At 69.4% G+C, this 25,384-nt stretch carries 14 protein-coding genes; 1 reads left to right on the forward strand and 13 read right to left on the reverse strand.

Annotated elements, in window-relative coordinates:
* Positions 1–32: 32 nt before the first annotated feature.
* The 5 genes from OG734_RS45670 to OG734_RS45690 all read right to left on the reverse strand — a co-directional run bounded on the left by OG734_RS45670 (position 33) and on the right by OG734_RS45690 (position 5,741).
* Positions 33–380, reverse strand: a complete 348-nt coding sequence (locus OG734_RS45670; RefSeq protein WP_330293274.1) for an L-rhamnose mutarotase — start codon at positions 378–380, stop codon at positions 33–35.
* Positions 377–2,392 (reverse strand): hypothetical protein, encoded by a 2,016-nt coding sequence (locus tag OG734_RS45675; protein ID WP_330293275.1) that lies wholly within the window; start codon positions 2,390–2,392, stop codon positions 377–379. Before OG734_RS45675 ends, OG734_RS45670 begins: the two co-directional genes overlap by 4 nt.
* Positions 2,393–2,501: 109 nt before the next feature.
* A complete protein-coding gene (locus tag OG734_RS45680) occupies positions 2,502–3,413 on the reverse strand; it encodes a carbohydrate ABC transporter permease (RefSeq protein WP_330293276.1) in 912 nt (303 codons plus the stop codon).
* 55 nt (positions 3,414–3,468) lie between these two features.
* Positions 3,469–4,383, reverse strand: coding sequence for a carbohydrate ABC transporter permease (locus OG734_RS45685; RefSeq protein WP_330293277.1), 915 nt, complete (start codon positions 4,381–4,383; stop codon positions 3,469–3,471).
* Positions 4,380–5,741, reverse strand: coding sequence for an ABC transporter substrate-binding protein (locus tag OG734_RS45690; RefSeq protein ID WP_330293278.1), 1,362 nt, complete (start codon positions 5,739–5,741; stop codon positions 4,380–4,382). Before OG734_RS45690 ends, OG734_RS45685 begins: the two co-directional genes overlap by 4 nt.
* Positions 5,742–6,085: 344 nt before the next feature.
* Between OG734_RS45690 and OG734_RS45695 the strand changes: the two genes are divergently transcribed.
* Positions 6,086–6,883 carry a FadR/GntR family transcriptional regulator gene (locus tag OG734_RS45695; RefSeq protein WP_330293279.1) on the forward strand — a complete coding sequence of 266 codons (798 nt, stop codon included), beginning with the start codon at positions 6,086–6,088 and terminating at the stop codon, positions 6,881–6,883.
* Between the two features lie 300 nt (positions 6,884–7,183).
* Here OG734_RS45695 and OG734_RS45700 read toward each other — a convergent pair whose 3' ends face one another.
* From OG734_RS45700 to OG734_RS45735, 8 genes are all read right to left on the reverse strand, one after another.
* The gene (locus OG734_RS45700) at positions 7,184–10,303 is read right to left on the reverse strand and encodes an alpha-N-acetylglucosaminidase (RefSeq protein WP_330293280.1); all 3,120 of its coding nucleotides are present in this window, start codon (positions 10,301–10,303) and stop codon (positions 7,184–7,186) included.
* 20 nt (positions 10,304–10,323) lie between these two features.
* Positions 10,324–11,256 carry a beta-glucosidase gene (locus OG734_RS45705; protein ID WP_330293281.1) on the reverse strand — a complete coding sequence of 311 codons (933 nt, stop codon included), beginning with the start codon at positions 11,254–11,256 and terminating at the stop codon, positions 10,324–10,326.
* Positions 11,253–12,197 (reverse strand): hypothetical protein, encoded by a 945-nt coding sequence (locus OG734_RS45710; RefSeq protein WP_330294027.1) that lies wholly within the window; start codon positions 12,195–12,197, stop codon positions 11,253–11,255. The genes OG734_RS45705 and OG734_RS45710 overlap by 4 nt, the downstream gene beginning before the upstream one ends.
* A 5-nt stretch (positions 12,198–12,202) precedes the next feature.
* Positions 12,203–13,651, reverse strand: coding sequence for an alpha-L-fucosidase (locus tag OG734_RS45715; RefSeq protein ID WP_330293282.1), 1,449 nt, complete (start codon positions 13,649–13,651; stop codon positions 12,203–12,205).
* Between the two features lie 11 nt (positions 13,652–13,662).
* On the reverse strand, positions 13,663–15,771 hold the full coding sequence (locus OG734_RS45720) for a GDSL-type esterase/lipase family protein (RefSeq protein ID WP_330293283.1): 2,109 nt from the start codon (positions 15,769–15,771) through the stop codon (positions 13,663–13,665).
* Between the two features lie 29 nt (positions 15,772–15,800).
* On the reverse strand, positions 15,801–19,520 hold the full coding sequence (locus OG734_RS45725; RefSeq protein ID WP_330293284.1) for a beta-galactosidase: 3,720 nt from the start codon (positions 19,518–19,520) through the stop codon (positions 15,801–15,803).
* Between the two features lie 315 nt (positions 19,521–19,835).
* The gene (locus tag OG734_RS45730; protein WP_330293285.1) at positions 19,836–23,504 is read right to left on the reverse strand and encodes a beta-galactosidase; all 3,669 of its coding nucleotides are present in this window, start codon (positions 23,502–23,504) and stop codon (positions 19,836–19,838) included.
* Positions 23,501–25,369 carry a DUF4091 domain-containing protein gene (locus OG734_RS45735; protein WP_330293286.1) on the reverse strand — a complete coding sequence of 623 codons (1,869 nt, stop codon included), beginning with the start codon at positions 25,367–25,369 and terminating at the stop codon, positions 23,501–23,503. Before OG734_RS45735 ends, OG734_RS45730 begins: the two co-directional genes overlap by 4 nt.
* Between the last annotated feature and the right edge of the window lie 15 nt (positions 25,370–25,384).

Raw genomic sequence — 25,384 nt, forward strand, 5'->3', positions numbered from 1 at the left:
GTTCCAAGTCGGTCGGTCTGGTGGGCGTCGCGTCAGACGGTGGAGTCCTCGCCGGGCGGGTCGAGGTGCCAGACCTCGGTGAGTTCCGTCCACTGGCGTGAGTCTCCCCGGTCCGGCCACGGTTCCTGGCAGGGGTCGGTGAGTTTCCACCACTCCTGCGTTTCGGGATCGGCTTCGAGGACGGCCATGTCGGCCTCGAAGTCGTCGCCGTGGTACTCGAAGTAGGCGAACAGGACGTCACCCTGGAGGAAGATGCCGTAGTTGCGGATCTGTGCCCGGTGCATGGCCGCTTGGACGCCGGGCCAGACGGCGGAGTGGAGTTCGAGGTACTCCTCCCGGTGTTCGGGACGGAGCTTGATGGTCTGGGCGATGCGCTTCATGCCGTGGTCTCCTCCGCGCCCGGGGAGGGCTCGTCGGCCGGGGTGTCGAACGGGGTGCGGTAGCTGGGAGTGTTGGTGCGCAGGCCGAGCCGCAGGACGAGCTTGATGCGGGTGGACGCGGGCAGCCGGACCGTCAGGAAGGCACTGTCGCAGACCTGCTCCGACTCGGTGACGACGGGCTCGGTGTGGCCGTAGTCGTACATGTCACCGATCCAGCCGTCGTCCGCGCAGGTCGTGTAGCGGACGGCGGTGATGGTGTGCTCGGCGAAGGCGCCCGCTTGGACGATCACCGCGCGGTCCGTCCCGGGGGACAGGTTGACGAGTTCGACAGTGGTCGCCTCGGGGGCGATGGAGGTGACCAGCGCGGCCACGTCCGGCGGCAGGCCGGCGCGGCGCGCCTCGGCGTCGTGGTAGCGCAGCCTGGCCTGCTGCAGGCCCCCGTTGTACAGCACCTGGGGGCCGCCCCAGGTTAGCTGGACGAGGGCCTCGGTGGCCACGGGGTTGCACTGCTGCCATACGTGGATGTCGGCCTCGGGCACGTCCAGGTCGCGGTAGCGGTCGATGCGCCGCAGGCGGTGGCGGATCTGGGCCTGGGCGGTGGCGAGGATCCGCTCGGGATAGCCGGGGTCGTCACCGGCGAGGAAGGCGAACCACGCCTTCTCGTGGCCGGACTCCTCCTTGGCGCGGAACGGCCGGACGGTCCGCCAGTCGATGCCGTCGACCTCGCGCAGTCCCTCCAGTCGGGCGCGGTCGGCGTCGGAGGCGGTGTGGTGCCACAGGGCCACCGGCACGGGCGGCGTGGCCGGGTTGTAGTCGAACCAGCCCGAGTCGTTGTGCCGGAACGGCAGATGCGGCGTGGGCGTGTGGGCGTCCGGCCCGAGTTCGACCACCCACTTGGAGGGGAGGCTGGAGTCCGCCTCGGTGTGCGGCATCACCTTGCCGCGTTCGATCAGGGCGTCGAGTGAGGTCGCGACCATGGAGAGGTAGTCGTCGTCCCCGGTGACCGTGGCCGCCGCCAGCGCCGCCACGGTCGCCGCGTGGCCCACACTGTGCCAGCCGTGCGGCCAGGACCAGCCGTAGTGGCCGCCGTACCAGCGGCCCTCCAGCAGGCTGCCGACGACACCGTCCGGGCCGACGTTGTCCGGGATGAGACCGCCGTTCGCCTCGGTGCGCTCCCGCCACGCGCCGACGTACTCCACGATCCAGTCGCGGTAGCGGTCCTCGCCGGTCAGGATCCACGCGTTGAGGACCAGTCCCGCCGCGGCGAGGTTGACCGCGGTGTCGCCGACGCCCGTCCGGTCCCGCATCTGCGCACCGAGACGAGGATCCGCGGAGAGCGGGAACGGACCGCCGTCCGCCTCGGGGATCCACTCGAGCGGGAAGCCGTACGTCTCGGCCTCCTTCTGCATCCAGGGATAGACGTCGCCGTCGAACACGCCGTGGCGGTCGGGGTCGCTGCCGTTGTGCGGGCGAGTGATGACACGGTGGTCGGGGTCGTAGTTGCCCTTGGCCGGGTCGACGTACAACTCGGCGAAGCGCAGGGCGCGTTCGGACCAGCGCTCGGGGGCGGCCATGCACAGGAAGTAGAGCAGGAGCAGGCTCTCGCCCTGGTGGAACCAGTCGTAGCCGCGTTCGTACTCGTCGCGCAGCATGTCCAGTTCGGTGAGCTGGCGGGTCACGCCCTCCCAATGCTTCTCACTGGCGGGCAGCAGGTCGTCGGCGCCGCCGAGGAGGTACAACTGGGGCCAGTTGAAGAACACCTCGTAGAAGTCGTCCACACCGTCGCGGGTGGTGAGCGGGCCGGTGTAGTTCAGCCGGCCGTCCGGGCCGGTGAAGTCGCGGGCGAAGCGGCGCCAGGCGTGGTCGAGGAGCTCGAACAGGGACCGTTGGGCGACGGCCCATCCGGGTGGTTCGAGTACCGGCACGCGGGCCTGGACCTCGGGCGGCGCGGTGGGTCGGACGAGGGCCGGAGCGTCCTCACCCGACGTGCGGTCGGAAGAGCTGGAGGGCATGGGAAGGATCTCCGTTCGGGGGTGGCGGCGCGGTGCGCGTACCGGGGACGACGGCCGGGCGGACGGGTGCCGGCTGCGGACGTCATGTCGTGGAGCTGCAGGCCGGGGCCTACTCCTTGGTGGCTCCGGCGAGCATCCCGCTGACCAGGAAGCGCTGGGCGAACAGGAAGACGACCAGCACCGGTGTGATGGCCAGCAGCGTGGCCAGCGCCAGTTGCGGGCGCTCGATCGCGAGGTCGCCGACAGCGGGGTTGAAGGAGGGCACGTTGCTGAGCAGGCTTCCGACGCCCACCTGGATCGGCATCTGGTCGCTCTCGGGAAGCATCACGTACGGCAGGAAGTAGTTGGTCCAGTTGGCGACGAAGCTGAAGAAGCCCACGAGGGCGATCACCGGCGTCGCCAGCGGCAGCGCGATGTGCCGGAAGACGCCGAACTCCGAGCAGCCGTCCATCCGTGCCGCCGCCAGCAGGTCCTTCGGTACGGCGGTGGTGAAGTAGATGTACGTCAGGTACACGCCGAACGGGTAGAACGAGTACGGCAGGATGATCGACCACATCGTGCCGATCAGACGCACCGCGTTGATCTCCAGGAACAGCGGCACCACCAGCGTCGCGGTCGGCATGAGCATCACCACGAGGGTCGAGACGAGCAGCGTGTGACGGCCGCGGAACTCGGTCATCGCCAGGGCGTACCCCGCGGGGATGGCCACGCAGAGCGTGATGACCAGCGAGATCACCGCGTAGAGCGTGGAGTTGCCCAGCCACTGCATGATGGCGTTGTCCTGGAACGCCGTGAGGGCGTCCCAGTTGGCCTTGAAGGCGTGCCAGGAGCCGAAGGACAGCGGGCTGCCGTGGACGAGTTGCTGGTCGGTCTTGGTCGCCGCGAGGACGAGCCACACCACCGGCAGCACGAAGAACACCATGAACACGGCCAGTACGGAGCCGATCAGCAGGCGGGGCGCGAGGCGACGCGGGGAGAAGGTGCGCCGCCGCTCGGTGGCCTGGTGGTGCGCTCGGCTCATGACGCTTGGTTCCCGTTCCGTGCGTGGTGTGACGGTGGCCGGTACGGCAGAGGTCTCAGTCGGCATCGAAGAACCCCGACCGTGCGACGAAGACCGCGGCGGCCGACACACTGACGACCAGGAGCTCCACCGAGACCGCGGCGGCGCCGTTGATGTTGTTCATCTGGAAGGCGAAGTCGTACGTCAGCTGGTTCAGCGAGTAGTCGCGTCCGGCGACGCCCACGCTGGCCAGGGAGAGCAACTGCGGCTCCACGAAGAGCTGGGCGCCGCCCGCGAAGGCCAGGATCACCATGTACACGATCCACTTGCGGAGCATGGGGATCTGCACACGCCAGGCGGTCTGCCAGGCGCTCGCACCGTCGATGCGCGCGGCTTCCATGACGTCCTGGGGGATGTTGTTCAGCGCGCCGTAGATGACGACGATCCAGCCACCCGCGCCGGTCCAGAACGCGATGATCGTGAACAGCACGGGCAGGTTGCCGGGAGCGATGACCTCACCGAACGTGTGGAATCCCAGCATGCCCAGCAGCGAGCTGACCGGGCTCACCGCCGGGTCGAGCATGAACAGCCACACCAGCACGCTCGCGGCGCCGGCGAGGGCTCCGGGGATGTAGTAGAGGAAGCGCAGGGACTTGCTGACACCGCCCGAGGCGAGACGGTGCAGCAGCAGAGCCAGGGCCACCACGAACACCACGAGCGAGACCAGCCAGAAGAGGAGGTACAGCGCGACATGGCCCACGGCGTCCAGGAAACGGAAGTCCTGCGCTGTGGTGATGAAGTTGGTGAAGCCGCTGAAACTGCCCCCGGCGTCGGTGAAGGCGAAGTAGACGGCGTAACCGGTCGGCAGGATGCCGAACGCGATCAGCAGGAGCACGTAGACGGCGACGAAGGCGACACCGGCCCGGCTCTGCCGGGCGGTGCCGCGAGGGCGCCGCCGGGCAGAACCGGCCGAGGGGTGCGTCTCGGTCACTGGGAGACCTTGTATCCGTTGGACTTGGCGTACTTGGTGATGGAGTCCTGCCAGGCGGGCAGCATCGAGGCGATGGACTTGCCCTGGGTGATGCCGGGCTTGACGGTGGCCGCCCAGATCGCCTCCTGGCTGAACTGGCCCGAACCCCACTCCGGCCAGACCTGGGAGGCGGCGTCCTTGAGTGCGCTCAGGTCACTGGCGAAGTAGCCGGCGGTGTCCTGACCCTTCAGCCAGGCCTCGGCCGCGGGCGTGTAGGCGGGGAAGCCGGGCGCCTTCTCGCCCTGGTAGGCGTTGTCGGTGGTGACCCACTTCAGGAAGTCGGTGGCCGCCTTGATGTGCGTGGAGTGCTGGGACATCAGCCAGGTGCCGCCGCCGACGTTGCCGGTGGCGGGTGAGCTGTCCCCCTGCCACTGCGGTATGGGAGCCGCCGCGATCTGCTTGGCCGGAACCTTGAGGGTGTCCCTGAAGACCGCGCCGCCGAACCAGGCCGGGCCCGGCATGAGCAGGACCTTGTCGGCCTGGTTCTTGCCGAAGTCGGTGCTGAAGACGCCGCTGATGGACATGGACTTGTTCTTGATCAGTACGTCCAGCAGCTTGGCCATCTTGGTGCAGGCCTCGCTGGTGGTGTTCACCGACACGGCCTTCGGGCCCGTGATGTGGTTGGCGCCGCACTTGCTCGCCCACAGGTAGATCTCGGGGGTGAAGGAGTCACCGGCGTCGCCCACGAGATAACCCGGGTGCTCCTTGGCAACCTTCTCACCGAGCTGCTGGTACTCCTCCCAGGTCGTCGGCACCGTGTACCCGAACTTCTTCAGCAACGGCGCGTCGTACCAGAGCACCGCCTGGGAGAGGTCGTTGCGCAGACAGTAGACGGTGCCGCCCACCGTGCAGACGTCGTTGGCTCCCTTCGCGAACTGCCCCAGGGTCGCCTCGTCGACCAGGCCCTTGTTGAGCGGAGCGGCGAAGCCCGCGTCGACCGCCCAGCTGGCCTCGTTGTTCTGGGAGCTGAAGACGACATCCGGCCAGCCCTTGCCGGTGCGGTTGAAGAGCTGGACCTTCGTCTGGAGGTAGTTCGAGCCGTTGGCGTCACCGTCGTAGCTGACGATGTCCAGCTTCACCTCAGGGTGCAGCTTCTGGTACAGCTTCGCGGCGTCCATACGGGTCGCGTCCACCCAGACGGTCAACGCACCGTCCTTCTGCGGCGCCTGAGCGAAGCCGTCCTTGTTGGTCGTACCGGCCGTGCCGCCGCCGCAGGCGGCCACGGTCAGCACCACGGTCGCCGCACACCCGGCCAGCAACGCGGCACGTCTGCGACTGACCGCGCTTTCCTGGCTGGACGAAGGCTTGTTGAGGGTCATGAGTGGCTCCACTGAGTGCGCGTGAATGGGGTGACACCGAGCCGTCCCGGGCGGGCGTCGGGCGCTGAAGGTGACTGGACCAACACCTTCGCGATGAAATTAGCCGCCTTATCGAGGGATTCGTCAAGGGGTTGTGCACCGTTCTCTTGGTGTATCTATGAGCAATCAGGTGAGTGTCGTGCGGTGTTATGACAGCTGAGATCCCTTTTATTCATTTCCGTCCAGGAGGCCTACGGTGCGGTTCGCTCTCACAATGAGTACGACTTATTGTTGGTCTGAGGTACGATGAGCACGCTCCCCAGCGATCAGTCGCGTTCGCCGCAGTCACCCCGGAGGCAGCACAGATGAACGACACGCCAGCGACCGAAGCGGCCCTGCCGGTGCAGGCCCTTCCCGTTGCGGCACCAGCGGTGAACGGCTCGGACGAGCGGCGTGACTACCGCCCGGGGTACGAAATCGTGGCGGAGCGGATCCTGGAGTACATCGCCGAGTCACGGCTCGAGGCGGGGGACCGGCTGCCCACGGAGATCGATCTGGCCGAGACGCTGAACACCAGCCGGGCGGTGGTGCGGGAAGCCGTGAAGATCCTCTCGGCGCTCGGCCGCGTACGGGCCCACAAGGGGCGAGGCCTGTTCGTTGCGGACGACGAGGGCATGCTCATCACCAGCCGGTGGGGAGGTTTCTTCCGGCCCGTCGATCTCGACCACGTTCTGATGCTGTTCGAGTTCCGCCGGGTCCAGGAGATGGCCGCCAGCAGCCTGGCGGCGACCCGTGCCACTCCCTCCGAACTGCGCACCATCGAGCTCGCCATGCAGCAGTGCCGGCACGGGTTCGTCCACGGTCAGGTCGACGTCTTCAACCAGGCGGACGACGACTTCCACGCGGCCGTGACCGCGGCCTCGCACAACACCTTCCTCGCCAGCGCCGTGCGCGACGCACGACGTCTGCAGCGCCAGTCCAGCGCCATCGGTATCCATGACACGTTCAGTGAGCACACCGGGGCGGCGGTCGAGGAACACGAGGCGATCTACCGGGCCATCCGTGACGGCCACGCCGAGGAAGCGGCGCAGGCCACCGCGGTACACCTCGACAGAACCCTGGAGGACTACCGGCGCGAGATCCAGCGGCGCCTGTTCGGGTAGCGCTGTGCATCAACGCGGGGTCCATGCGGGTACGGGAAGGAGCCGTGCCGCAGGCGGCACGGCTCCGAGGGGTCGGCGGCCGGAGTCCGGCGGGCCGCGCCCAGGCGCGGCGGACCCGCCAGGGCCATGCTGTCGTACCGGCCGGCAGGGCGAGCGTCGCCAGGTTGGCCAGAAGAGCCGGAGCGTCGCCCGTCGGGGCGGTGCTGGACCGTGCCGCCGTGGCGGGAAGGCCTGCGGGTCGCGCCCGGACTGCCGGGCGCGACCCGGGCGCGCTGACCGCGGCCGGCGTTGGCACGGTGATCAGGCCACGGTGAACCCGTCGAACGTGGCGATGCCCCGTGTGCCGGTCCAGCCGTTGGCCGCGGTCATGAAGACCCCGACGTCCTGTGCGGTGGCCGCGCCTCCCGGCGTGGCTGTGCCCACTGTCGTCCAGGTGACGCCGTCCGTGCTGACCTGGCCGGTGTACGAGGCGTCCGACCTCATCAGTCGCAGCCGTACCGGCGCGGTGAAGGAGCCCGACAGGGCGATCGAGTCGAAACGGCCGTCGCCGTCGGCGTCCCAGCTGAGCGCGCAGCCGTTGGACGGAGTGACCGCCAGGTTCACATAGCCCGCGCTTCCCTGGGTGCCCAGGTCGTTGCGGACGACGAGGCCCGCCCGTGCCCAGCCCCCGGTCGCGTCCTGCGAGGTGACCGTCACCTCGGCCACGGCTGCGTCGCCGTAGGCGCCCGCCCGGTACACCGCCCCGAACTCGTTGGTGGCGCCCCACAGGTCGGCCCCCGCGCCCTCGACGGCGAACTCGTCGCCGGCCTGGCCGAACACGGCGTCGTTGAAGGAGACCGTGCGGTACGGGTCGCCGACCCCGGCCGCGGCCACCAGTCGTACCGGCGCGACCGCCTTCCCGCCACCGGCGTAGACCGCGGCCGCGACGACCCGGCCGACCAGTTGCGTCGGTTCACCCGTCAGCGAGACCTCGAAGCGAGCGGTGATCGTCTCGCCGGACGCCACCGACGCCGTGCGCACCGGATCCAGCGGCGTCACCGCCAGGCCCTCGGGGACGGTGACGGAGAGCGTCACGCCGCGTGCCGCCGCGAAGCCGTTCCTGTTGGTGAAGGTCACCGTCACCGTCGCGGGCGTGCCCTCGGCCACCGCTCCCCGGTCGGTACCGGCGGTGAGGGTGCCCTGATGGGGAGTGGCGGCGAGCAGGTCGCGTACGCGCCGGGCCAGGGCGTACGGGGAACCGTGGGGCTCCGTCGGGTGTGTCTCGTGCGCGTGCGCCCAGCGGTCCTCCAGGGCGAACCAGTCGATCGTCGCCGGGTCCTTCCCCGTGGCGAGTCCCTTGGCGAGCGCGTCGAAGTACGTCTTCCAGCGGGTGCGGTACAGGCCACCGACCAGCCCCGCCCACTCCCGGTTCGCGTAGTCGTGCAGACCCTCCTCACTGCTGGCGAGTCCGCCCCAGGTGGTGATGAGGGATCGGGCGTCGTACTCCAGGCGGTCCTTCTCGGTCCGGTCGGCGCCCCAGGAACGTGCGTCGGCGAGCCATCGTCCGAGCAGGTGCGGGCCGGAGGCCGCCAGCAGGTCGTCGAGGAGGTCCATCCACTCCAGCCAGGTCCTCGCCAACTTGCCGAACAAGGCCTTGTCACCCGCCTGGTGCGCGGCCCTGATCTGTGGCAGCAGGACACGGCTGCGGTTGGACAGGACCTGCCGCGCCACATCGACGACGTCGTAGCGGTAGGCCGAGCTGTCCCTCAACTCCGCGCGCACGGCGAGCAGTTCGGTGAGTGCGGTGTCGAAGGCAGTGGTGTCGTAACGGTCGGCCTCCGGGCCCCACGCAGCGGCCTTGTTGGCGCCCAGGCTCGGGCGGGCGCCGAACAGGCCGTCGGGAGCCTCGCTCCAGGAGTCCGCGCGGGACATGTTGTACGCCGTGTCGCGGATCGTCTGCCAGGCCGCGGCGGCGTGCCGGTCGGGGCCGCCGTAGCGGGAGAGGGCGTACGCGGCGAACCAGTCGTCCAGGTCGATGACGCCAGGCGTCCAGGCCAGGTCGGTGAGGAGGGCGAGGGCGGGCGCGTTGTTGTCGGCGGCCTCCGGCATCGCCGCGATACCGGCGAGCGAACTTCCTTCCTTGTCGCGCCACTTGGGGTACTGCTCCACCCAGTCGGGGGCGTTCGCGCCCATCGGGGTGTGGCCGCCGAAGTTCCAGATGCTGCCGAAGGCGTACGGGGTGCCGCCCCAGTCGCTCTCCCGGTCGGTGACCGTGGTGTAGCGGTCCGACAGACCGTCAACGATCAGCATCCGGCTCTTGTCGACACCGTCGAGCAGCGCCTTGGACGGGTTGGTCTGCCAGCCGAGGATCGCCCAGAGGGCCCCCGGATGGGCATTCTGCAGCGCCGCCTCGACGGCCCGCGCGGCCTCGCCCACCGGCACGTCACCGGGGTTGCCGCCCTCGTGCAGCAGATCCATCTTGTACATCGTGCTGTCGCCGAATCGCTCTGTCTGGGCCCGGTAGAAGGCGGCGGCCACGTCGTCGAAGGCCGTCGTGCGCGGGTCGAGCCAGTCGGGGCGTTTGAAGGCGCCCCAGCTTCCCTGCGCCACCACCGCCGCGTCCCCGCCGTGGCGGGCGGGGAAGTCGTCCGGCACGCTGCCGTAGTAGCCCGGCAGGACGGGCGTCATACCCAGGTCGCGTATCCGGTCGACGATCTTCTCGGCGAGTACGGCACGTCGCTCGATGAGCTGGCGGGAGACCGGCCCGCCGAAGCCCGACATGTTCTGCAGCAGCCACCAGGGCTGGTGAGCCGGGGCCGGGATCCAGGCGCGCATCTCGGAGTCGGAGTAGCCGAACCGGCGGAACATGTCGTAGTAGACGGCGTCGCCGCCGATGTAGACAAGTACCCGGTTGACGCCGTGCACGGCCAGCACGTCCAACTCGCGCTGCCAGGCGTCCCAGTCGCGGTAGGCGCCGGTGTAGCCCTCGTTGGTGTCGTTGAAGGCGAAGCGGTGCGGCACATTGGCCGTTCCCGCGATCTCCTCGGTGGGCGCGGGGAGGGTGCGCGGCAGGTTCAGCTGCTCGCCGGTCCAGGAGACGGAGGCGTGTGCCGTCCGCCGCAGATAGGTGTGGAGGCCCGCGAGCAGCACGGCGGGGCTGGTGCCCTCCACCGTGATGTGCCCGGCCCGGCCGGTGACCCGGAAGCGGTCGGTGTCGCCGCCGACGGCCCGCAGGGTGACCTGCCGGTGGTGACCGGGCAGCAGACGCTTCAGCGCGGCTGCGGCGTGACCCGTGTCGAAGGGGGCGCCGTCGGCCGCGTACGCGCCCTGCGGCCGGGCCAGCAGCGAGGCGCCGCCCAGCGCGACCGTACCCGTGAGGACACGTCTGCGGGTGACACCTGTGATGCCGATGATGCCGAGATCGCCTTGGTTGTCGTGCATGAACGTCCTTCCGGCAGAGCTCAGTTGCTCGTCGTGGTCGCCGTGCTCGTCGTGAGCGTCATGGCGAAGATGTGCAGGGCGGGGGCGCCCGACTGGATGCCGTCGCTGACCTTGGGCAGGACCACGGAGCGCAGTTCCTTGCCGGCCGCCAGATCGACGCCGAAGGTGAACAGGCTGACGGGGTTGTCGTCCCGGCCGGAGGCGACGTGGCGGTAGGGGAGCACCACCGCGGCGGAGGAACTCGCCCCGTACCAGTCGGGCACGGCGACCGAGAACGCCTGCTCGGTGCCGTCGGCGTAGACGACCTTGCCGTCTCCCCTGCCCTCGCCCCAGGTGCTGGTGCCGAGGAAGGACAACCGGGAACCGGAGCCGGACAGCAGCACACTCTGGCCGAAGGAGATGACGTTGTCCTTGCTCCCGGGGCTCCCGGGGAGGGTGTCCGGCCAGGTGAAGGGCACGTCGTCGTACGTGACCGTGGCACCCGGAGTCAGGCCCACCGACGCCAGCGCCTCGGTGGACAGACTGGAGTTCGAGCCGTCGAAGTTGGCGACGGTGAGTGCGTCGTCGGAGGCGATCCCGGCGTTGTCGAAGGCTCCGGACAGCGAGCGGTACGGCAGTAGGACGGTGGTGGTGGCGCGGGTGCAGTCGGAGCCGTGGCGGTGCACGTCGAAGAGGGCGTGCGCGGTGAGTACGATCCGACCCTCGGCGTCGTCGGCGAGCCGGGTCCGCCAGGTGCGTGTCACCGACCGGCCGGGCGCGAGGCTGCCCAGGCTGTCCTGTTCGCCGGTGTCGTCCACGGCGAGGTAGAGCACGGTGCCGCGCAGCACGATCCTGGTGGTGTTGGTGAGGGTGGCTGTCAGCGTCACGGACTTGCCCGGCTCGGGTGCGGGCGGGGTGAAGGTGAGCGAGACGGGCGGCGCGAGGAAGTCCTCCTCGGGGCGGTAGGTGTTCATGACTCCTCCACGGTGAAGTGGTCGAACACGGCCTGGACCCTCGTGCCGGGGTAGTTGAGGTTCACGGCGCTCGCCACCACGCCGGCGTCCAGGGCGCTGCTCGCGGACGGCACGGTGACGGTCGCGATCTCGTTCCAGGAGAGACCGTTGTTGGTGCTGCTGTACGCGGTGTACGTCGTGCCGTCACGGACCAGGCGCAGCCAGGCGGGGTGGGTGGAACCGCCGCCGCCGGCCCAGGTGTCGAGGTGTCCGTCGCCGTCGCTGTCGGTCATGAACTCCAGGCCGAACGACTTCGACATGGTGAATACGGCGTAGCCGCCCTTCTCCGGGGCGGTGAGGTCGTTGGCGACAGCGATCCCGTACTTGGCGGTGGGGTTGTCGCTGCCGGTGAGGCTGACCGTCTTGACCTGCACCACGCTCGACTCGGCGGCGGCGCTGGGAAGGAGGATGCCCCCCTTCTCGTCGGTGCCGCCGGAGAAGTCGCGGCCGCCCGCCCAGATCACCAACTGGCTGCCGTACTGGCCGAACTCGGCGTCATCGGTGGTGGCGAACGTCCGGTACGGGTCCCGCACCTCATTGGGCTCGTAGGGCACGGTGAACGTCTTCGCGGACCGCGCGCAGTCGCTGCTGTGCCCGTCGACATCGAAGACCACGTGCGCGGTGAACGACACGTTCCCGGCCACGTCGGCCGGCATCGCCGTCTCCCAGCGCCGGGTCGTCCTCGCGCCGCGCCGCAGGTCGCCGAGCGGGATGGTCTTCGCCGCCGCGGTGGCGCCGGGGTCGATCAGGTGGAGCACGGCGTTGCGGAGCGGGAAGGGGCAGTCGTTGGTGAGGACCGCGGTGGCGGTGACCGTGTCACCACCGGCCGGCTCGGCGGGTTCCGTCGTGACGGTGAGCGTGGGCCCCAGGGTGTCGAACCGCGTACCGGTACGGATTCCCATGCCGCTCACCGGGCCCAGTCGACGGTGAAGACGTTGGCGATGTCGCTGGGCAGGGAGGACGGGACGGTGATGTTGATCTTTCCGTCACGGCGGGTCCACCGCAGACTGCCGCTCGTGCCGAGCAGCCGGACCCGGGATGTGGCGCTGATGGGGATGTCCCCGGGCACGGAGAGGGTGCCGCTGGGCTTGCCCAGCACGATGATGTTGAACTTGCCCGGGGAGACGGTGTAGCGGATGCCGAGCGGACTGCCCTCCTCCTCCGCCCGCACCCAGGGCGCCGACCCGTAGATCGCGGGGCCGTTGACCTTCAGCCAGGCGCCGATGTCCTTCAGCCGCTCCTGCATGATCTCGGGGATCGTGCCGTCCGCCCTGGGGCCGATGTTGAGCAGCAGGTTGCCGTTCTTGCTGACCACGTCGGCGAGCAGCTGGATCAGGAACTCGGAGGTCTTGTAGTCCTCGTCCGGCTCATGCTTGTTGTAGCCCCAGGAGTAGCCGATGGTCATGCAGCACTCCCACTTCTGGGGGTCCATCGTGGGGTTGGTGCGCTGCTCGTACGTCGCGAAGTCGAAGTGGGTGTCGAACCGGTCGTTGATCACGACACCCTTGGGGTGCTTACGGTTCTTGGCCTGGTTGTAGTAGTGGGCCATGGGTTCTTCGCTGCGCCACGGCGGGTTGCCGGTGGGCCGGAACCACTGTCCGTCGGCCCAGAGCAGCTCCGGGTCGTAGCGGTCGATGATCTCGTACAGCTGCTTGAGCTCGTAGTCGCCGACGTAGTCCTGGACCGGCTTGTAGCCGGTCATGGGGATTTCCTGGTCGGTGTAGAAGTTGCGCATCGGCCGGCCGATCGCCGGGTTGAAGTACTCGCCGAGCGAGTAGTACAGCCCGGGCCGCACGGTGCCTCGTCTGCGGGCCGCGGTCATCAGCTCGCCGACCAGGTCACGCTTCGGGCCGTACGCCATGGCGTGACGGTCCGTCACCTGGCTCGGGTAGAGGGCGAATCCGTCGTGGTGCTTGCTGGTCAGCGCGAAGTACTCGGCGCCTGCCTGCTCGAACAGCTTCACCCAGGCATCGGGATCGTACTTCTCGGCCTTGAACTGCGGGATGAGGTCGTCGTAGGTGACGTCCTCGCCGTAGGTGTCGCGGTGGTACTTCCACTCGGCGGTGTCCTTGGTGCTCTGGTACCAGAGGTACCACTCGGAGGCACTTCTCGGCGTCGCGCCGGCGATCACCGAGTAGATGCCCCAGTGGACGAAGATGCCGAACTTGGCGTCCTTGTACCAGCGCGGCACCGGGTGGGTGTCGAGGGAGGCTTTGGTGGCCTGGTAGTCGGGAATGCCCGGGACTCCGGACGGGGCGGCCCCGGTGAGTGCCTGGGCGGTGCCGGGTGGGGCGAGCAGCACCGCGCCGCCGAGGGCTGCCGCGGTGGTCATGAAGTGTCGGCGGTCGACTGCCATGGATGTGCCTCTCACTCGTGCGTGGAGAACTCGTGCGTGGAGAAGGAGTCGAAGAGCGCTGTCGTGATCTGGCCGGGATAGTTGAGGTTGACGGCGCTCGCGACCAGCCCGGCGTCGCCGGTACCGCTCGCGGACGGCACGGTGGCGGCGGCGACCTGCTGCCAGGCGGTGCCGTCGGCGCTGGCGTACGCGGTGTAGGCGGTGCCGTCGCGGACGAGCTTCAGCCAGGCGGGGTGGTACGAACTGCCGCCGCCGGCCCAGGTGTCGAGCCTTCCGTCGCCGTCGCTGTCGGTCAGGAACTCCAGGCCGAACTGCGCGGACATGGTGAGCACCGCGTAGCCGCCGGCCTCGGGCGCGGTGAGGTCGTTGGCGACGGCGATCCCCGCCTTGGCGGACGGGCCGCTGCCGGTCTGGCCCACGACCCGGGCGGTCACAGTGCCGGACGTCGGCGCGGCGTCGGGGAGGTAGACCGCCGCCTTCTCGTCCTTCCAGCCGGACAGGTCCTGGCCGCCTGCCCAGATGGCGAACTGGTCGCTGTTCTGGGCGTATTGGGCCTTCTCGGTGGTGCTGGCGGTCGTCAGATACGGCGCCCGCACCTCGGACGGAGCGGGGGTCACCGTGGCGTCCACGCTGTCGGAGTCGCGCCGTGTCCGGCCGTCCTGGACGAAGGACGTGTGTACGCCGATCTCATGGGTGCCCCAGGTCGTGTCGGCCGCAGGGGTCACCGTCCAGGTGACGGTCGTGCTGTCGCCCGATGCGAGGAAGCGTGTCCGCGTGCCGCCGGCCGGTTCGGCGGACCAGCCGCCGGGTAGATCGAGACGAGTGCTGACCCGGTTGACCGCTTCGGGGCCGGTGTTGGTGACGGTCGCGGTGATCTCCGTGGCGCGGCCGGTCTGCAGGCTCGGGTGGTACGGGGTGAGCCGGACGCGGGCCGAGGGGCAGCCACGGGCCGCCCCGAGACCGGCGAGGTCGACCGCGTCGGCGAACGCCTTCATCCCCGTGTCGTTGGGGTGCAGATGGTCACCCGAGTCGAACGCGGCTCCGTAGCGGGTGGGATCGTCCGGATCCCGGACCGCCTTGTCGAAGTCGGCGTAGCCGTCGAAGACGCCGCCGTGGCGTACGAAGGTGTTGACCTTCTGCCGGTCGGCCTCCTTGGCCTCGTTCCACCAGTCGCCCCAGCCCCGGTACGGCACCACGGTCGCGCCGATCACCCGCAGCCCGCGGGCGTGGGCCCGCCGCGCGATCTCCCTCATCCCGTCGATCACCTGGTCACCGGTGGCGCCGCCCCAGCTGAGGTCGTTGACGCCCTCGAAGAGGACCACCGTCCGGGCACCCGGCTGGGACAGCACATCGCGCTCCAGTCGCTCCGGTGCCGATGGGTTGCCGTCGGTGCCGGCCGTGATGCGGTTACCGCTGATGCCCGCGTTCAGTACTCCGGCGGGGATGGTGCAGGCCGACAGCCGGGCCGCCAGATAGTCGGGCCAGCGCCGGTTGGCGCTCGAGGTGGAGGCGGCGCCGTCGGTGATGGAGTCGCCGAGTGCGACAACCGACCCCTGCGCCGGCCCGCCCCGCACGTCGACACCGGTGAGGAACGGGAAGGTGGCGTCGGTCGTGGTGAACGCGCCGCCACCGGCGTCCCCGGCGTGGTCGCCGCCGCCGTCGGGCGTCCAGTAGACGGTCTGGAGGCCCATCCAGTGCTGGCTGACGTGGGTGAGCCTGCCGGGGAAGTACAGGCTGACCACCAGGTCGCTGCGGGCGGCCACGGGAATCCGTACCCCGTCGCTCGCCGCCTGCCCCCCGGCCGGGATCGTCACCTCCCCCTTCCCGCCGAACGTCAGATCGCGCGGGCCGGACACGGAGGAGCCGCTCGTGCGGCGTCCCACGGTCGCGTGTCCGATCGTCACCGGCTGGTCGGTGAACTCATTGGTCAACCGGATCCGGACGCTCGTCCCGCCCGCACTGACGTGCACCGGGATCCGCACGGTCACCTCCGAGGTGCCCGGGTCGTACGACGCGTGCTGTGCGGTCGCCCAAGTCCCGGTCCAGCGCTGCTGCTGGGCCCCGGCCGCGGCTGGAGCCGTCGGCAGGAGGGCCGCCAGGACGGCCGCGACGACTGCCACGAGACATGCGCGTCTTCTTTGCAGAGGCATCAGGCACCGTCCCCACAGGTCAGCTTGGCGTCGGCCCAGTCCGCGTGGTCCAGGGCGTTTCCGTCCCCGGCGTCCGAGACGACGAGTTCGAGCCGCCGGGCACCTGACACGTCGACGTCGATCTCCTTCGTCGCGGTGTCCCGGTCGACAGTGCCGCTCTCGTAGACGGGGATGCCGTCTGCGAGGACGGTGTAGGCGACGGTGGCCGGGCCGTCGGAGCGGCCGTAGGTCTCCTGGTCGAGACCGAGCGCAGCATGGAAGGTGGAGCAAGTGCCGCCGAGCCACACCTGCACGCTGCCGGCGGCGTGGGTGCCGAGGCCCTTGGCGTAGACGGTGCCGTGGAGAGTGAGTGGCAGACCGTCGCCCTCGGCGTTCTCGCCCACGGACTGGTCGCGCTCGACCGGCCCCCAGCCGTTGCTGCTGGAGGCGAACGGCAGCTCGCTGACGTAGTGTTCGCCGGCCGCGAGCGGTGGTGGCTGCGCCGCCACGACCTGCTCCCCGGTCACCGAACCGGTCTTTCCGGCGCGGGCGAAGTCGGCGGTGACGCGGACAATCGCGACGGTGCCGGTCTTCTGGTCGGCGGGCACGGTGACGGTCCACCGGACTTTCGCCGAGGCACCCGGTTTGAGGGTGCCGACCCGCAGCGGGCCGGCCGGGTTCGCGGTCCAGCCGTCCGGCAGCTTCGGGCTCAGGGCGAGGCCGCGGAGCGTCCTGCCGTCGTCCGGTACGGAAACCGTCGCCGTGACCTGATAGCTGTGGCCCGGTTCGACGGTGTCGGGGCCGTCGACGGCCACCCGCGCCGGGGTGGTCGGGTCGGCGTAGGTGGTGGCGTCGTACGCCGGGGCGGTCACATTGCCGACCCGCAGCGAGGAGGTGACGTTGCCGAGCGTGGTGAGGCCGACCTTGCCGAGGCCGCCGCTCTTCGCGTCCTCGCTCCAGGAGGCGATGGCGATCGTATTCCTGCCGTCGGCGCGCAGGATGCCGCCCGGGATGGGGAAGGTGTGCTGGGGGCCGGTGTCGTTGACATAGTGGCCCAGCAACCAGCCGTTGACGTAGATGAGGGCGCGGTAGTTCCGGACGGCGTCGTCGGTGATGGTGACGCCGACGGAGACGTCCTGGCCCTTGGGCAGCTTGGGGTTGAAGGTGGTCCGGTACCAGGCGATCCCGGGAGCGGTGTCACCGACCGGCAGCGTGGCGCCGTCCCACGACCGGTCCGGGTATCCGGGCAGGGTCCAGCCCGAACGCTCCCCGTACAGACCGCCGTTGTTCATGTGCCCGCGTACGGCGTCGACGGGCTGCTCACCGCCCCGGGCACCCTGGATGCGCCAGGTGATCTGGGCGTCGGAGCCCGCGAGATACGCCGTGGTCAGACCGCGCGGCTGCTTGTGGTCGTCGCTGTTCCACGTGAAGTCCTCGTTGTGGCCCATATTGCCGACCAGGACGGAGATCACGTTCTCCTTGCCCTTGCGCAGCAACCCGTCGGCCAGGGGGAAGGTCCTGCGGCCGGTCTGACTCGTCCCGGCGAACTTCCCGTTGATCCACACCGAGTACGCGCCCACCGCTGCCGAGCCGGTGTCCGGGTTGGTGGCGTAGGCGGTCAGGGAGAGGGACTTCTCGGTGCCGGTGGCCTTGAAGCGGCCGCGGTACCAGACGTAGCCGTAGTGGTAGCCGTACTCGTCCTGGTAGAGCACCGGCCAAGTCCCGGGCGTGGTGGGGTTGTTGGTGGTCAGCTTGTCGGCGTACGTCCAGGACGAGTCGTCGAAGCCGGGGTCGGCCTCGGGGGTTTCGGCGGACGTCTTCCAGCCGGTCAGCTCGGGTAGCTCGACGGCCTTCGGGCCGGGCACGGTGCCGAGCAGGCTGCCCGAGGAGGTCGGTTTCACCTTCAGGGGTACGCCGTTCCAGGTGACCTTCCGTACGCCGGGCGGGGCGAAGACCTCCAGCGGGCCCGCCTTCTTCGCATCGCCGGTGAGGGCGAGCGTCCGGCCGGTGACAGACGCCGTGCGGACCAGCTCGGTGCCGCGTTCCAGCACGGGACCGGCCGCCGTGTCCTGACGCCAGAAGCCGGCGGCCTCGTCGTCGGTGCCGATGAGCAGCAGCAGATCGGGGCGGCCGCCGCCCTGGACGAGGACCCGGGTGAGGCCGGCGTGGGTGTAGTCCAGTTTCAGGTCGCCGCGTTCGGCGTCCCAGGTGGCGTCCGCCTTGCCGTCGAGCACGGTGACCTTGGGCTCGGCGGAGTAGCGGAGCATCGTCTGCCCGGGGTCGCCCTCGGCGCCGTACAACACGGCTTGTACGCGGTCACCGGTTCGCGCGCTGGTCAGCAGCTCGCTGGTGGAGTAGACGAGTCGCTGCCCGCCGCCGAGGTCGTGGCCGGCGACGAGGATCTTGCCGGTCTTGCCGTTGAGGCGTGCGGTGACCGGATAGGTGCCGTCCGGGGTCTTCCAGTCGAAGGTGGTGGTGGCGTCGGCGTCGGCCATCGGGTCGCTGTGCCGGAGGTAGAGGAACTGGGTGCCGGTTTCAGGGTTGGCGCGGGCCTCGATGTGCACGGCGGTGTCGGACGAGGCGGGGGCGTCGGCCGGATCGGTCGCGGTGAGCGGTCCTGTGGTGGTGTAGAAGAGGCCCTGCCGCTTCATCTCGTCGTAGTCGGCACCGGTCTGGCGGGGCTCGCTGATCGGTGCGCCGTAGTCGTACGAGGTGTAGACCTGGCGCGGGTCGGCGAGCCAGCCCCAGTTGGTGCCGCCGTAGGTCATGTACAGGTTCTCGATCGTCGTGCCCTGCATGACCTCGTGCTTGTTGACGATCTTCTGGTAGGCGGGGCCCATCTTCTGCGGGCACTTCTCGTAGCCGGTGTCGCCCCAGGTCTGGAACCAGCCGGTGCCCGCCTCGAAGATCGCCAGCGGAGCATCGTCCTGCTGCCGCTTGAGGGTGGGCAGCCACCACTCGCCCTTGCAGAAGGAGTTGTACTGATCCAGCTCCCCGACGAAGTCCAGACCCTCGCCGCCCGCGTACTGCGGCATCGGCTCGTTGCCGACCAGGGGCACGGTGATGCCGTCGGCCCTTACCTGCTTGGAGAGTTCGACGATGTGGTCGCGGCCTTGCGGGTCGTACAGCTCGTTCTCGACCTGGTAGAGCAGCACCGGTCCGGTGCCGTCGGTGACCTGGCGGCGGGCGAGTATCTTGTCGATCTCCTTGAGCCACTCGCGGGCGGCGTCGAGGTATTCGGGGTCGGTGGAGCGGGCCTGTCCCTTCTGTGTCATCAGCCAGCCGGGGAAACCACCGCCGTCCGTCTCGGCGTTGATGTACGGGCCCGGCCGGGCGATGACATAGAGCCCGGCCTCCTCGGCCATGTCGAGGAGCTTGTCGACGTCACGGATGCCGGTGAAGTCGTAACGACCCTTCGCGGGGGAGTGGAAGCCCCAGTCGAAGTAGATCGAGACGGCGTTCATGCCACTCGCCTTGATCTTCTGGAGCACGTCGCGCCACAGGTCGGGGCTGGGGAGCCGCCAGTAGTGGAACTCCCCGGACCAGACGAAGAGCCGCTCGCCGTCGATCTTGACGGAGTACTTGTCGTAACTGACCTTGTGGGGAGTGGGTTTGGCGGCTGTGGCGGCAGCCGGGGCCGTGGCGTGGGCGGGCACCGCCGCGGTCAGGACTGCCAGCAGTACGGCGGCCAACGCTCCGGCCAGTGCCGTACGCACTCGTCCGACTCCGGTGAGGTTCACTGCGTTCCTCCGAGGATGCCTCGTCCTTCAGGCCGGGGAGGAATCGGACTTCTGCGGAGCAGGGCCGGAAGCGGGATTACGCCCCCAGGGCGAAACACCGTCCACCTGATCGGGTAAGCTGCACGCCGTGCATTGCGAGAACCAAGCGCGTACACCGTGCTGATCGAGAGCCAAGACAGCACATGCACCTCCAAGCTTTGCCGTATCAAACCGGGCTGGTTTCAACTCGCTGGTGTTGATCGTGGAAGACCTGTTGGGTCGCTGACCCGCAGGCAGCGTGAGCCAGGAATCCCCCTGCTTCAGCTGGGGGAGGATTCAAGAAGCGCCTCCCGTACAGGTCAGCTTGGCGTCGGCCCAGTCGGCGTGGTCCGTGGAGACATCGCCGTCCCCGTCGACCAGCAGGTCGAGCCAGCGGGCGTCGGTCACGTCCACGTCGACTTCGGTGCCGCCGTCGGAACCGCGCACCACCGGGGTTGTGGTGAGGGAGCGGCCGTCGGCGATCACCTGGAAGGAGACGCTGCCGTTGTCGCCGACCTCGTCGTCCACCCCGACGATCGAGGTGAAGCGGGTGCAGCCGCCGCCGAGATAGACCCGGACCTGGCTGTTCGCGTGCACGCCGAGGCCCTTGGCGTAGACGGTGCCGCCGATGCTCAGGGGACGTCCGTCGCCGGACGCCGACTCCCCGTTGGAGGCGTCCTTCTCCACGGGACCCCAGCCGTTGACCGCCTTGACCAGGGTCAGGTCGCTCAGATAGGCGTCGGAGGACAGCCCCGGCGGCGGCACCTGCACGGCCCGCACACCTGTGACGGTGCTGGGACGGCCGGGCTGGGTGAGCTTGGCGGTCGCGGACAGGACGGCGTAGTGGACCGGTTCGCCGGGCGGGGTGACGGTGTAGACGGCGGTCACTTTCCCGCCCGGCCGGACCCGGTCGAAACGGGTGCGGGCGTCGGTAGACGCGGTCCAGCCGTCCGGGACCTCCAGAGTCAGCTCGACGTTCCGGGCGGTCGGCGCATCCTTCGGCACGCTGACGGAGACGGGGACCTCGGCGGCGGTGGAGGTGCTCAGGAACGGCTCGGCGTCGACGGTGACACGGGCGCCGGAGTCCGCCATGGCGTAGGTCCTGGCGTCGTACGACGGTGCGGACACCGCGGCGACCTTGATTCCGCCCGCTGAGGCGCCGACGTCGACGAGCTTCGCCGAACCCGGGCCCGCGCCGGCCTCGGTGGACCACACGGCCAGGGCGATGGTGTTGTTGCCCTGCTCGCGCAGGATGCCCTTGGGGATGACGAACCGTGTCTGCGGCCCGGTGCCCGGCAGATAGCGGCCGATCAGCCAGCCGTTGACGAAGATCTGGGCGCGGTAGCCGGTGCTGCCGCCACCCTCGGCTTCGGCGAGATCGAGCGCGAGCGCGTTGTCCTGGCCCTGCGGCAGGTCGAGCCGGGCGGAGGTGCGATACCAGCGCACGCCGGGCCCGGTCTTGGCGGACCGCTGAGAGAGGGAGGTCGGCTTCCAGTTGTCGTCGGGATGTCCCGGCAGCGACCAGCCGGCCCGCTCTCCGTAAAGCCCGCCGTTGTTGTAGGGGCCCCGGGCGGTGTCGACCGGGCTCTCGCCGCCCCGGTTGCCCTGGATCTTCCAGGTGAAGGTGGAGGCCCCGCCGATCACCTCGGCGCCGAGCAGACCGCGCGGCTCCTTGGAGTAGTCGTGGCCCCATTCCTCGTTGTGGCCCGCGTTCTCCACGAGGACGGACAGGACGTTGTCCGCGCTGTCTCCGCCGGCCTTCAGCGTGCCTGCCGGGATGTCGAAGGTGTGTGCGCCGTTGCCGGAGCTGCCGAGGTAGCGGCCGCCCAGCCAGACCGCGTACTGGCCGGTGTTACCGGTCTTGGCGTCGAGTGCTAGCGCGGTCGCGGTACCGGTCGTCCTGAACCGGCCGCGATACCAGACGTTGCCGTGGTGGAAACCGTACTCGTCCATCGCGAGGACCGGCAGCGACCCGGCCAACTCCGGGTTGGCGGCGGTGAGGTGGTCGGCGGTGGTCCAGGCGGAGTCGTCGAAGCCCGGGGCGGACTCCGGTGCCTCCTCCTTGTACTTCCACGTCGTCAGTGCGGGCAGCCGGATGGGGCGCGGCGCCTGGGTGACGGAGACCCTGCTGCCGTTCCAGGTCACCTTCTTGGCGTCCGCGACGACCTCGATCTTCGCGGCCTTGGTGGAGTCGCCGGTCAACTTCAGGGTGCCGCCCGCCTGTTCGGCGGTACGGACGAGGGACGGACCGCGGACGAGGACGGGGCCCGCGGCGGTGTCCTGCCGCCACCAGTGGGCGGTCTCGGCGGTGTCGGCGATCAGCAGCTCCAGGCCGTTCACCAGCACGCGGGCGAGGCCATTGTGTGTGTAGTTGAGGCGCAGGTCGCCGCGTTCGGCGTCCCAGGTGGCGGTGACATCACCGTCGAGGACGGTGACCTTCGGCCGCTTGGCGTACCGCAGCACGGTCTCGCCGGCTTCCCCCGCCCGCCCGTACAGCAGTGCCACGTCCCGGTCACCGATCCGGGCGTGGGTCATGATCTCCGAGGTGGAGTAGACGAGCCGCTGGCTCTCGCCCAAGTCGTAGCCCGCCACGAGGAGTTTGGCGTCCCGGCCGTCGACGGTGATCGTGCCCTGCTGTGGCACACGCGGGTAGTCGCCGTCCGCGCCGGTCAGCGACAGGGTCGTCTCGTCCCTGTCCTCAACGCGGGTGTCGGCGTGCCGGACGGTGAAGAACTGGGTGCCGTCGTCGGGGTTGACACGCCGGTCGATGCGCAGGGAGTCGTCGGACGGGACGGGCGCCTCGGCCTTGTCGGTGCGCGCCAGTGAGGTGACGGCGTTGAGCATGTACCCGAGGCGCTTGAACTCCTGGTACTTGTCCGTCAGTTGACGGGACTCGTTGATCGGGGCGCCGTAGTCGTACGACGTGTACACCGCGTTGGGGTCGGCGAGCCAGCCCCAGTTGGTGCCCCCGTACGTCATGTAGAAGGACTGGCCGCTCACCCCGGCGGCGATGTTCATCTTGCTGAACACCCGGGTGAAGTCGGTGCCGGTGAGTTTCGCGCAGTCCTGGTACCCGGTGCCGCCCCAGGGGTCGAAGGCGCCGCCCTGGGCCTCCGGGATGATCAGCGGGGACTCGGGCTTCCACTCGTTGACGTACGAATAGTCGGGCAGGTTCTTCCAGGTGTCGGGGTCCTTGCAGTCGAAGCCCTGCGGATAGGCGTCGAAGCCGTAGATGTCGGGGGCGCCCTTGCCGCTGACCCAGTTCTTGTTGGCGCCGCCGTCGTTGACGAAGGTCGGCACGTCTATGCCGTCCACGCGTGCCCAGTCGATGAGGGTCTGCATGTAGTCGGCGTCGTGGCGACCGCCCTGGTACTCGTTCTCGACCTGATAGAGGATCACCGACCCTGTGCCACGCGTGAGTTGGTGGCGCGCGATGATCGGGTTGATCCGGCTCATCCACTCCCGGGCCGCGTTCAGGTACTCCGGCTCGGACGTGCGGTTCACGCCGGCCTGTGTCTTGCGCCAGGCGGGCATGCCGCCGCCGGAGACCTCCGCGTTGATGTAAGGGCCGGGGCGGGCGATCACATACAGGCCCGCGCGCTCGGCCTCGTCCAGCAGCCGCTCCACGTCGCGGATGCCGGTGAAGTCGTACGAGCCCGGCTTGGGGGAGTGGTAGCCCCAGTCGAAGTAGAGCGAGACCGCGTTGAATCCGCCCGCCTTGATCTTCTGCAGGACGTCGCGCCATGCGTCGGGGCTGGGCAGCCGGAAGTAGTGGAACTCGGCGCCCCAGAGGTACAGGGGCTTGCCGTCGACCTGTACGGAGTACTGGTCGTAGGTGACGGTGTGCGGGGCCTTCGGCTCCGCCTGGACAGGTGCCCCAACAGATGCCCCAGCGGAGTGCGTGCTGGTCAAGGGCATGACAGAGAGGGCCGTGGCGAGCACCAGGGACTTCCACTTCACCCTCATGACGTCAGCCCCTTCACGACCGCTGCCCGTGCGGTCTCGATGTCGCCCACGTCCTTCGTCCGGCCGTCGAGGTCGCGGGTCGCGGTGGTGAGGGCCTCGGCCAGCGCGTCGGTGTCGGTGCCGCCGTCCTTCTTCCGTAGCTGGGCGATGAGTTCGTAGTCCTCGATGCCCTCCTTCAGCTGCTCCCAGCGGATGCTGGACATCGGGCCGTCCTTGCCGGGGTAGACCAGGTACTCGTCGCCCTGCGTGAAGATGTGCACCGGCTGCTTGAAGGGGTCGCTGGTCCAGCTGTTGTACGACCAGCGCAGGAAACCGTCCAGATTCCGCTGGGCGGAGATCCACGGCAGCATCCGCGACTCGACGGCGGGCGAGTACGACAGCGTGTTGGGGTGGGCCGGCGCCCCGTACACGTAGAAGGTCGTGATCTTGCCGGCCTTGCGCCGCTCGGCCACCTTCTCCTTCGTCATCGCGTCGATGCCGCCCCAGTCGACGGACAGGTTGGCGGCGACGCCCTCGGTGCTGATCGAACCGGCCACGGAGATACGGTCGTCGAAGGCGGGCGCGACCTCGTGGACGAAGTCCCGGACGACCGTCATCGTGTTGATGGGCCGCTCGTCGAAGGACAACCAGGTGGTGTCCAGCCAGCCCTTCGCCTTCAGGTGCTTCTCGAAGGCGGGGAGGAACGCTCCCCATGCCTCCCGCCAGCGGTCGCCGCCCAGATCGACGTTCTCGTAGACGGTCCTGCCGGTGCTGGTGTCGGTGTAGGTGAGGTGCTCCTGGTCCTGGAACGCCAGCATGGAGAAGGCACCGATGTCGGGCCCGAGCCCGGCGCGTCTGGCGGTCCGGACGTACTTGTCCCAGCGGTCGAAGTCGAAGGAGAACGTCTTTCCGTTCCACTTCCAGCCCACCATGCTGGTGTACGGCGTGGCCGTCTGCGACTCCCGGGTGCCGAGCGACCACTGGTGGTGCCACGGGTTGTCGACGATGGTGGTGTTGATGACCTTCTGGCCGCGCGAGGCCAGGTCGCGGTTGTACTTGTCGATCAGCTTCCAGTGCTGGTCGGACCAGAGCTTGACGCCGTGGTTCTTGGCGATCGTCTCCGGTTGCGCCCACACGTCGAGGAAGAAGCTGTAGTCCTTCGGGTCGGGCACGCTCGCGTCCGCGACCTCGATGGTCAGCGGGTACGTGCTCTGGGTACGACCGTCGGCGTCGACCTTCACCGTGCCGGTGTAGGTGCCGGGCCTGGCCGTCCTGGGGATGTGGAAGGTGAACCACAGCGGCTGCGCCGCGTACGCGGGCACGTCCACGGAGTCCCGCTCCTCCAGCGGGTCGCCCACCACGTCGGGGTTGCGGTCGCCGGAGACCTCCTTGCCGGAGCTGACCTGGTCGATGGTGGCGGACCAGTCGACCTCGCTCTTGGACCGCTGCACAGGCACGTACTTGACGAACCGGACCTGGGTGCCGGCACCGGACAGCTTCGCGCCGCCGGGGCCGGTGAGGTCGCCGACCACGGCCCTGACGTCGTCGAGGGGGTGGCCGGAAGCGATCGCCAACTGCGCCGAGACCTGCTCGTTGCGGACGGCGGCGAGCCTCAGCTCCTTGGTGTCCTTGCCCTGGATGGCGGTCATCGGATAGCGCGGGACCCGCTCCTCCGCGGAACCGGCGAAGGAGCCGGTGGGGACCCAGGTGATCGTGTCCCTGGTGCCCATGGCGTCGGCGACCTTGACGGTCAGCCAGGTGGTGGTGGCCTTGGAGTTGAGGTCGGTGCCGGTGGTCGTCGTACCCGTGACCGCGATCGCGGTGGTGCTCGCGGCCACGACCACGCCCGCGACGAAGCCGGCGACAGCTGAGGACGTACGTGCCATGGGGCTGGGGTCCCT

Origin of the sequence: Streptomyces sp. NBC_00576 (assembly GCF_036345175.1) — a bacterium.
Taxonomy (GTDB): domain Bacteria; phylum Actinomycetota; class Actinomycetes; order Streptomycetales; family Streptomycetaceae; genus Streptomyces.

Excerpts from the sequence above, each read along its gene's own strand:
- OG734_RS45700 (WP_330293280.1), bottom strand. The coding sequence starts at position 10,303 with ATGCACGACAACCAAGGCGATCTCGGCATCATCGGCATCACAGGTGTC.
- OG734_RS45730 (WP_330293285.1), bottom strand. The coding sequence starts at position 23,504 with ATGAGGGTGAAGTGGAAGTCCCTGGTGCTCGCCACGGCCCTCTCTGTC.
- OG734_RS45670 (WP_330293274.1), bottom strand. The coding sequence starts at position 380 with ATGAAGCGCATCGCCCAGACCATCAAGCTCCGTCCCGAACACCGGGAG.
- OG734_RS45680 (WP_330293276.1), bottom strand. The coding sequence starts at position 3,413 with ATGAGCCGAGCGCACCACCAGGCCACCGAGCGGCGGCGCACCTTCTCC.
- OG734_RS45675 (WP_330293275.1), bottom strand. The coding sequence starts at position 2,392 with ATGCCCTCCAGCTCTTCCGACCGCACGTCGGGTGAGGACGCTCCGGCC.
- OG734_RS45710 (WP_330294027.1), bottom strand. The coding sequence starts at position 12,197 with ATGGGAATCCGTACCGGTACGCGGTTCGACACCCTGGGGCCCACGCTC.
- OG734_RS45735 (WP_330293286.1), bottom strand. The coding sequence starts at position 25,369 with ATGGCACGTACGTCCTCAGCTGTCGCCGGCTTCGTCGCGGGCGTGGTC.
- OG734_RS45705 (WP_330293281.1), bottom strand. The coding sequence starts at position 11,256 with ATGAACACCTACCGCCCCGAGGAGGACTTCCTCGCGCCGCCCGTCTCG.
- OG734_RS45695 (WP_330293279.1), top strand. The coding sequence starts at position 6,086 with ATGAACGACACGCCAGCGACCGAAGCGGCCCTGCCGGTGCAGGCCCTT.
- OG734_RS45690 (WP_330293278.1), bottom strand. The coding sequence starts at position 5,741 with ATGACCCTCAACAAGCCTTCGTCCAGCCAGGAAAGCGCGGTCAGTCGC.
- OG734_RS45715 (WP_330293282.1), bottom strand. The coding sequence starts at position 13,651 with ATGGCAGTCGACCGCCGACACTTCATGACCACCGCGGCAGCCCTCGGC.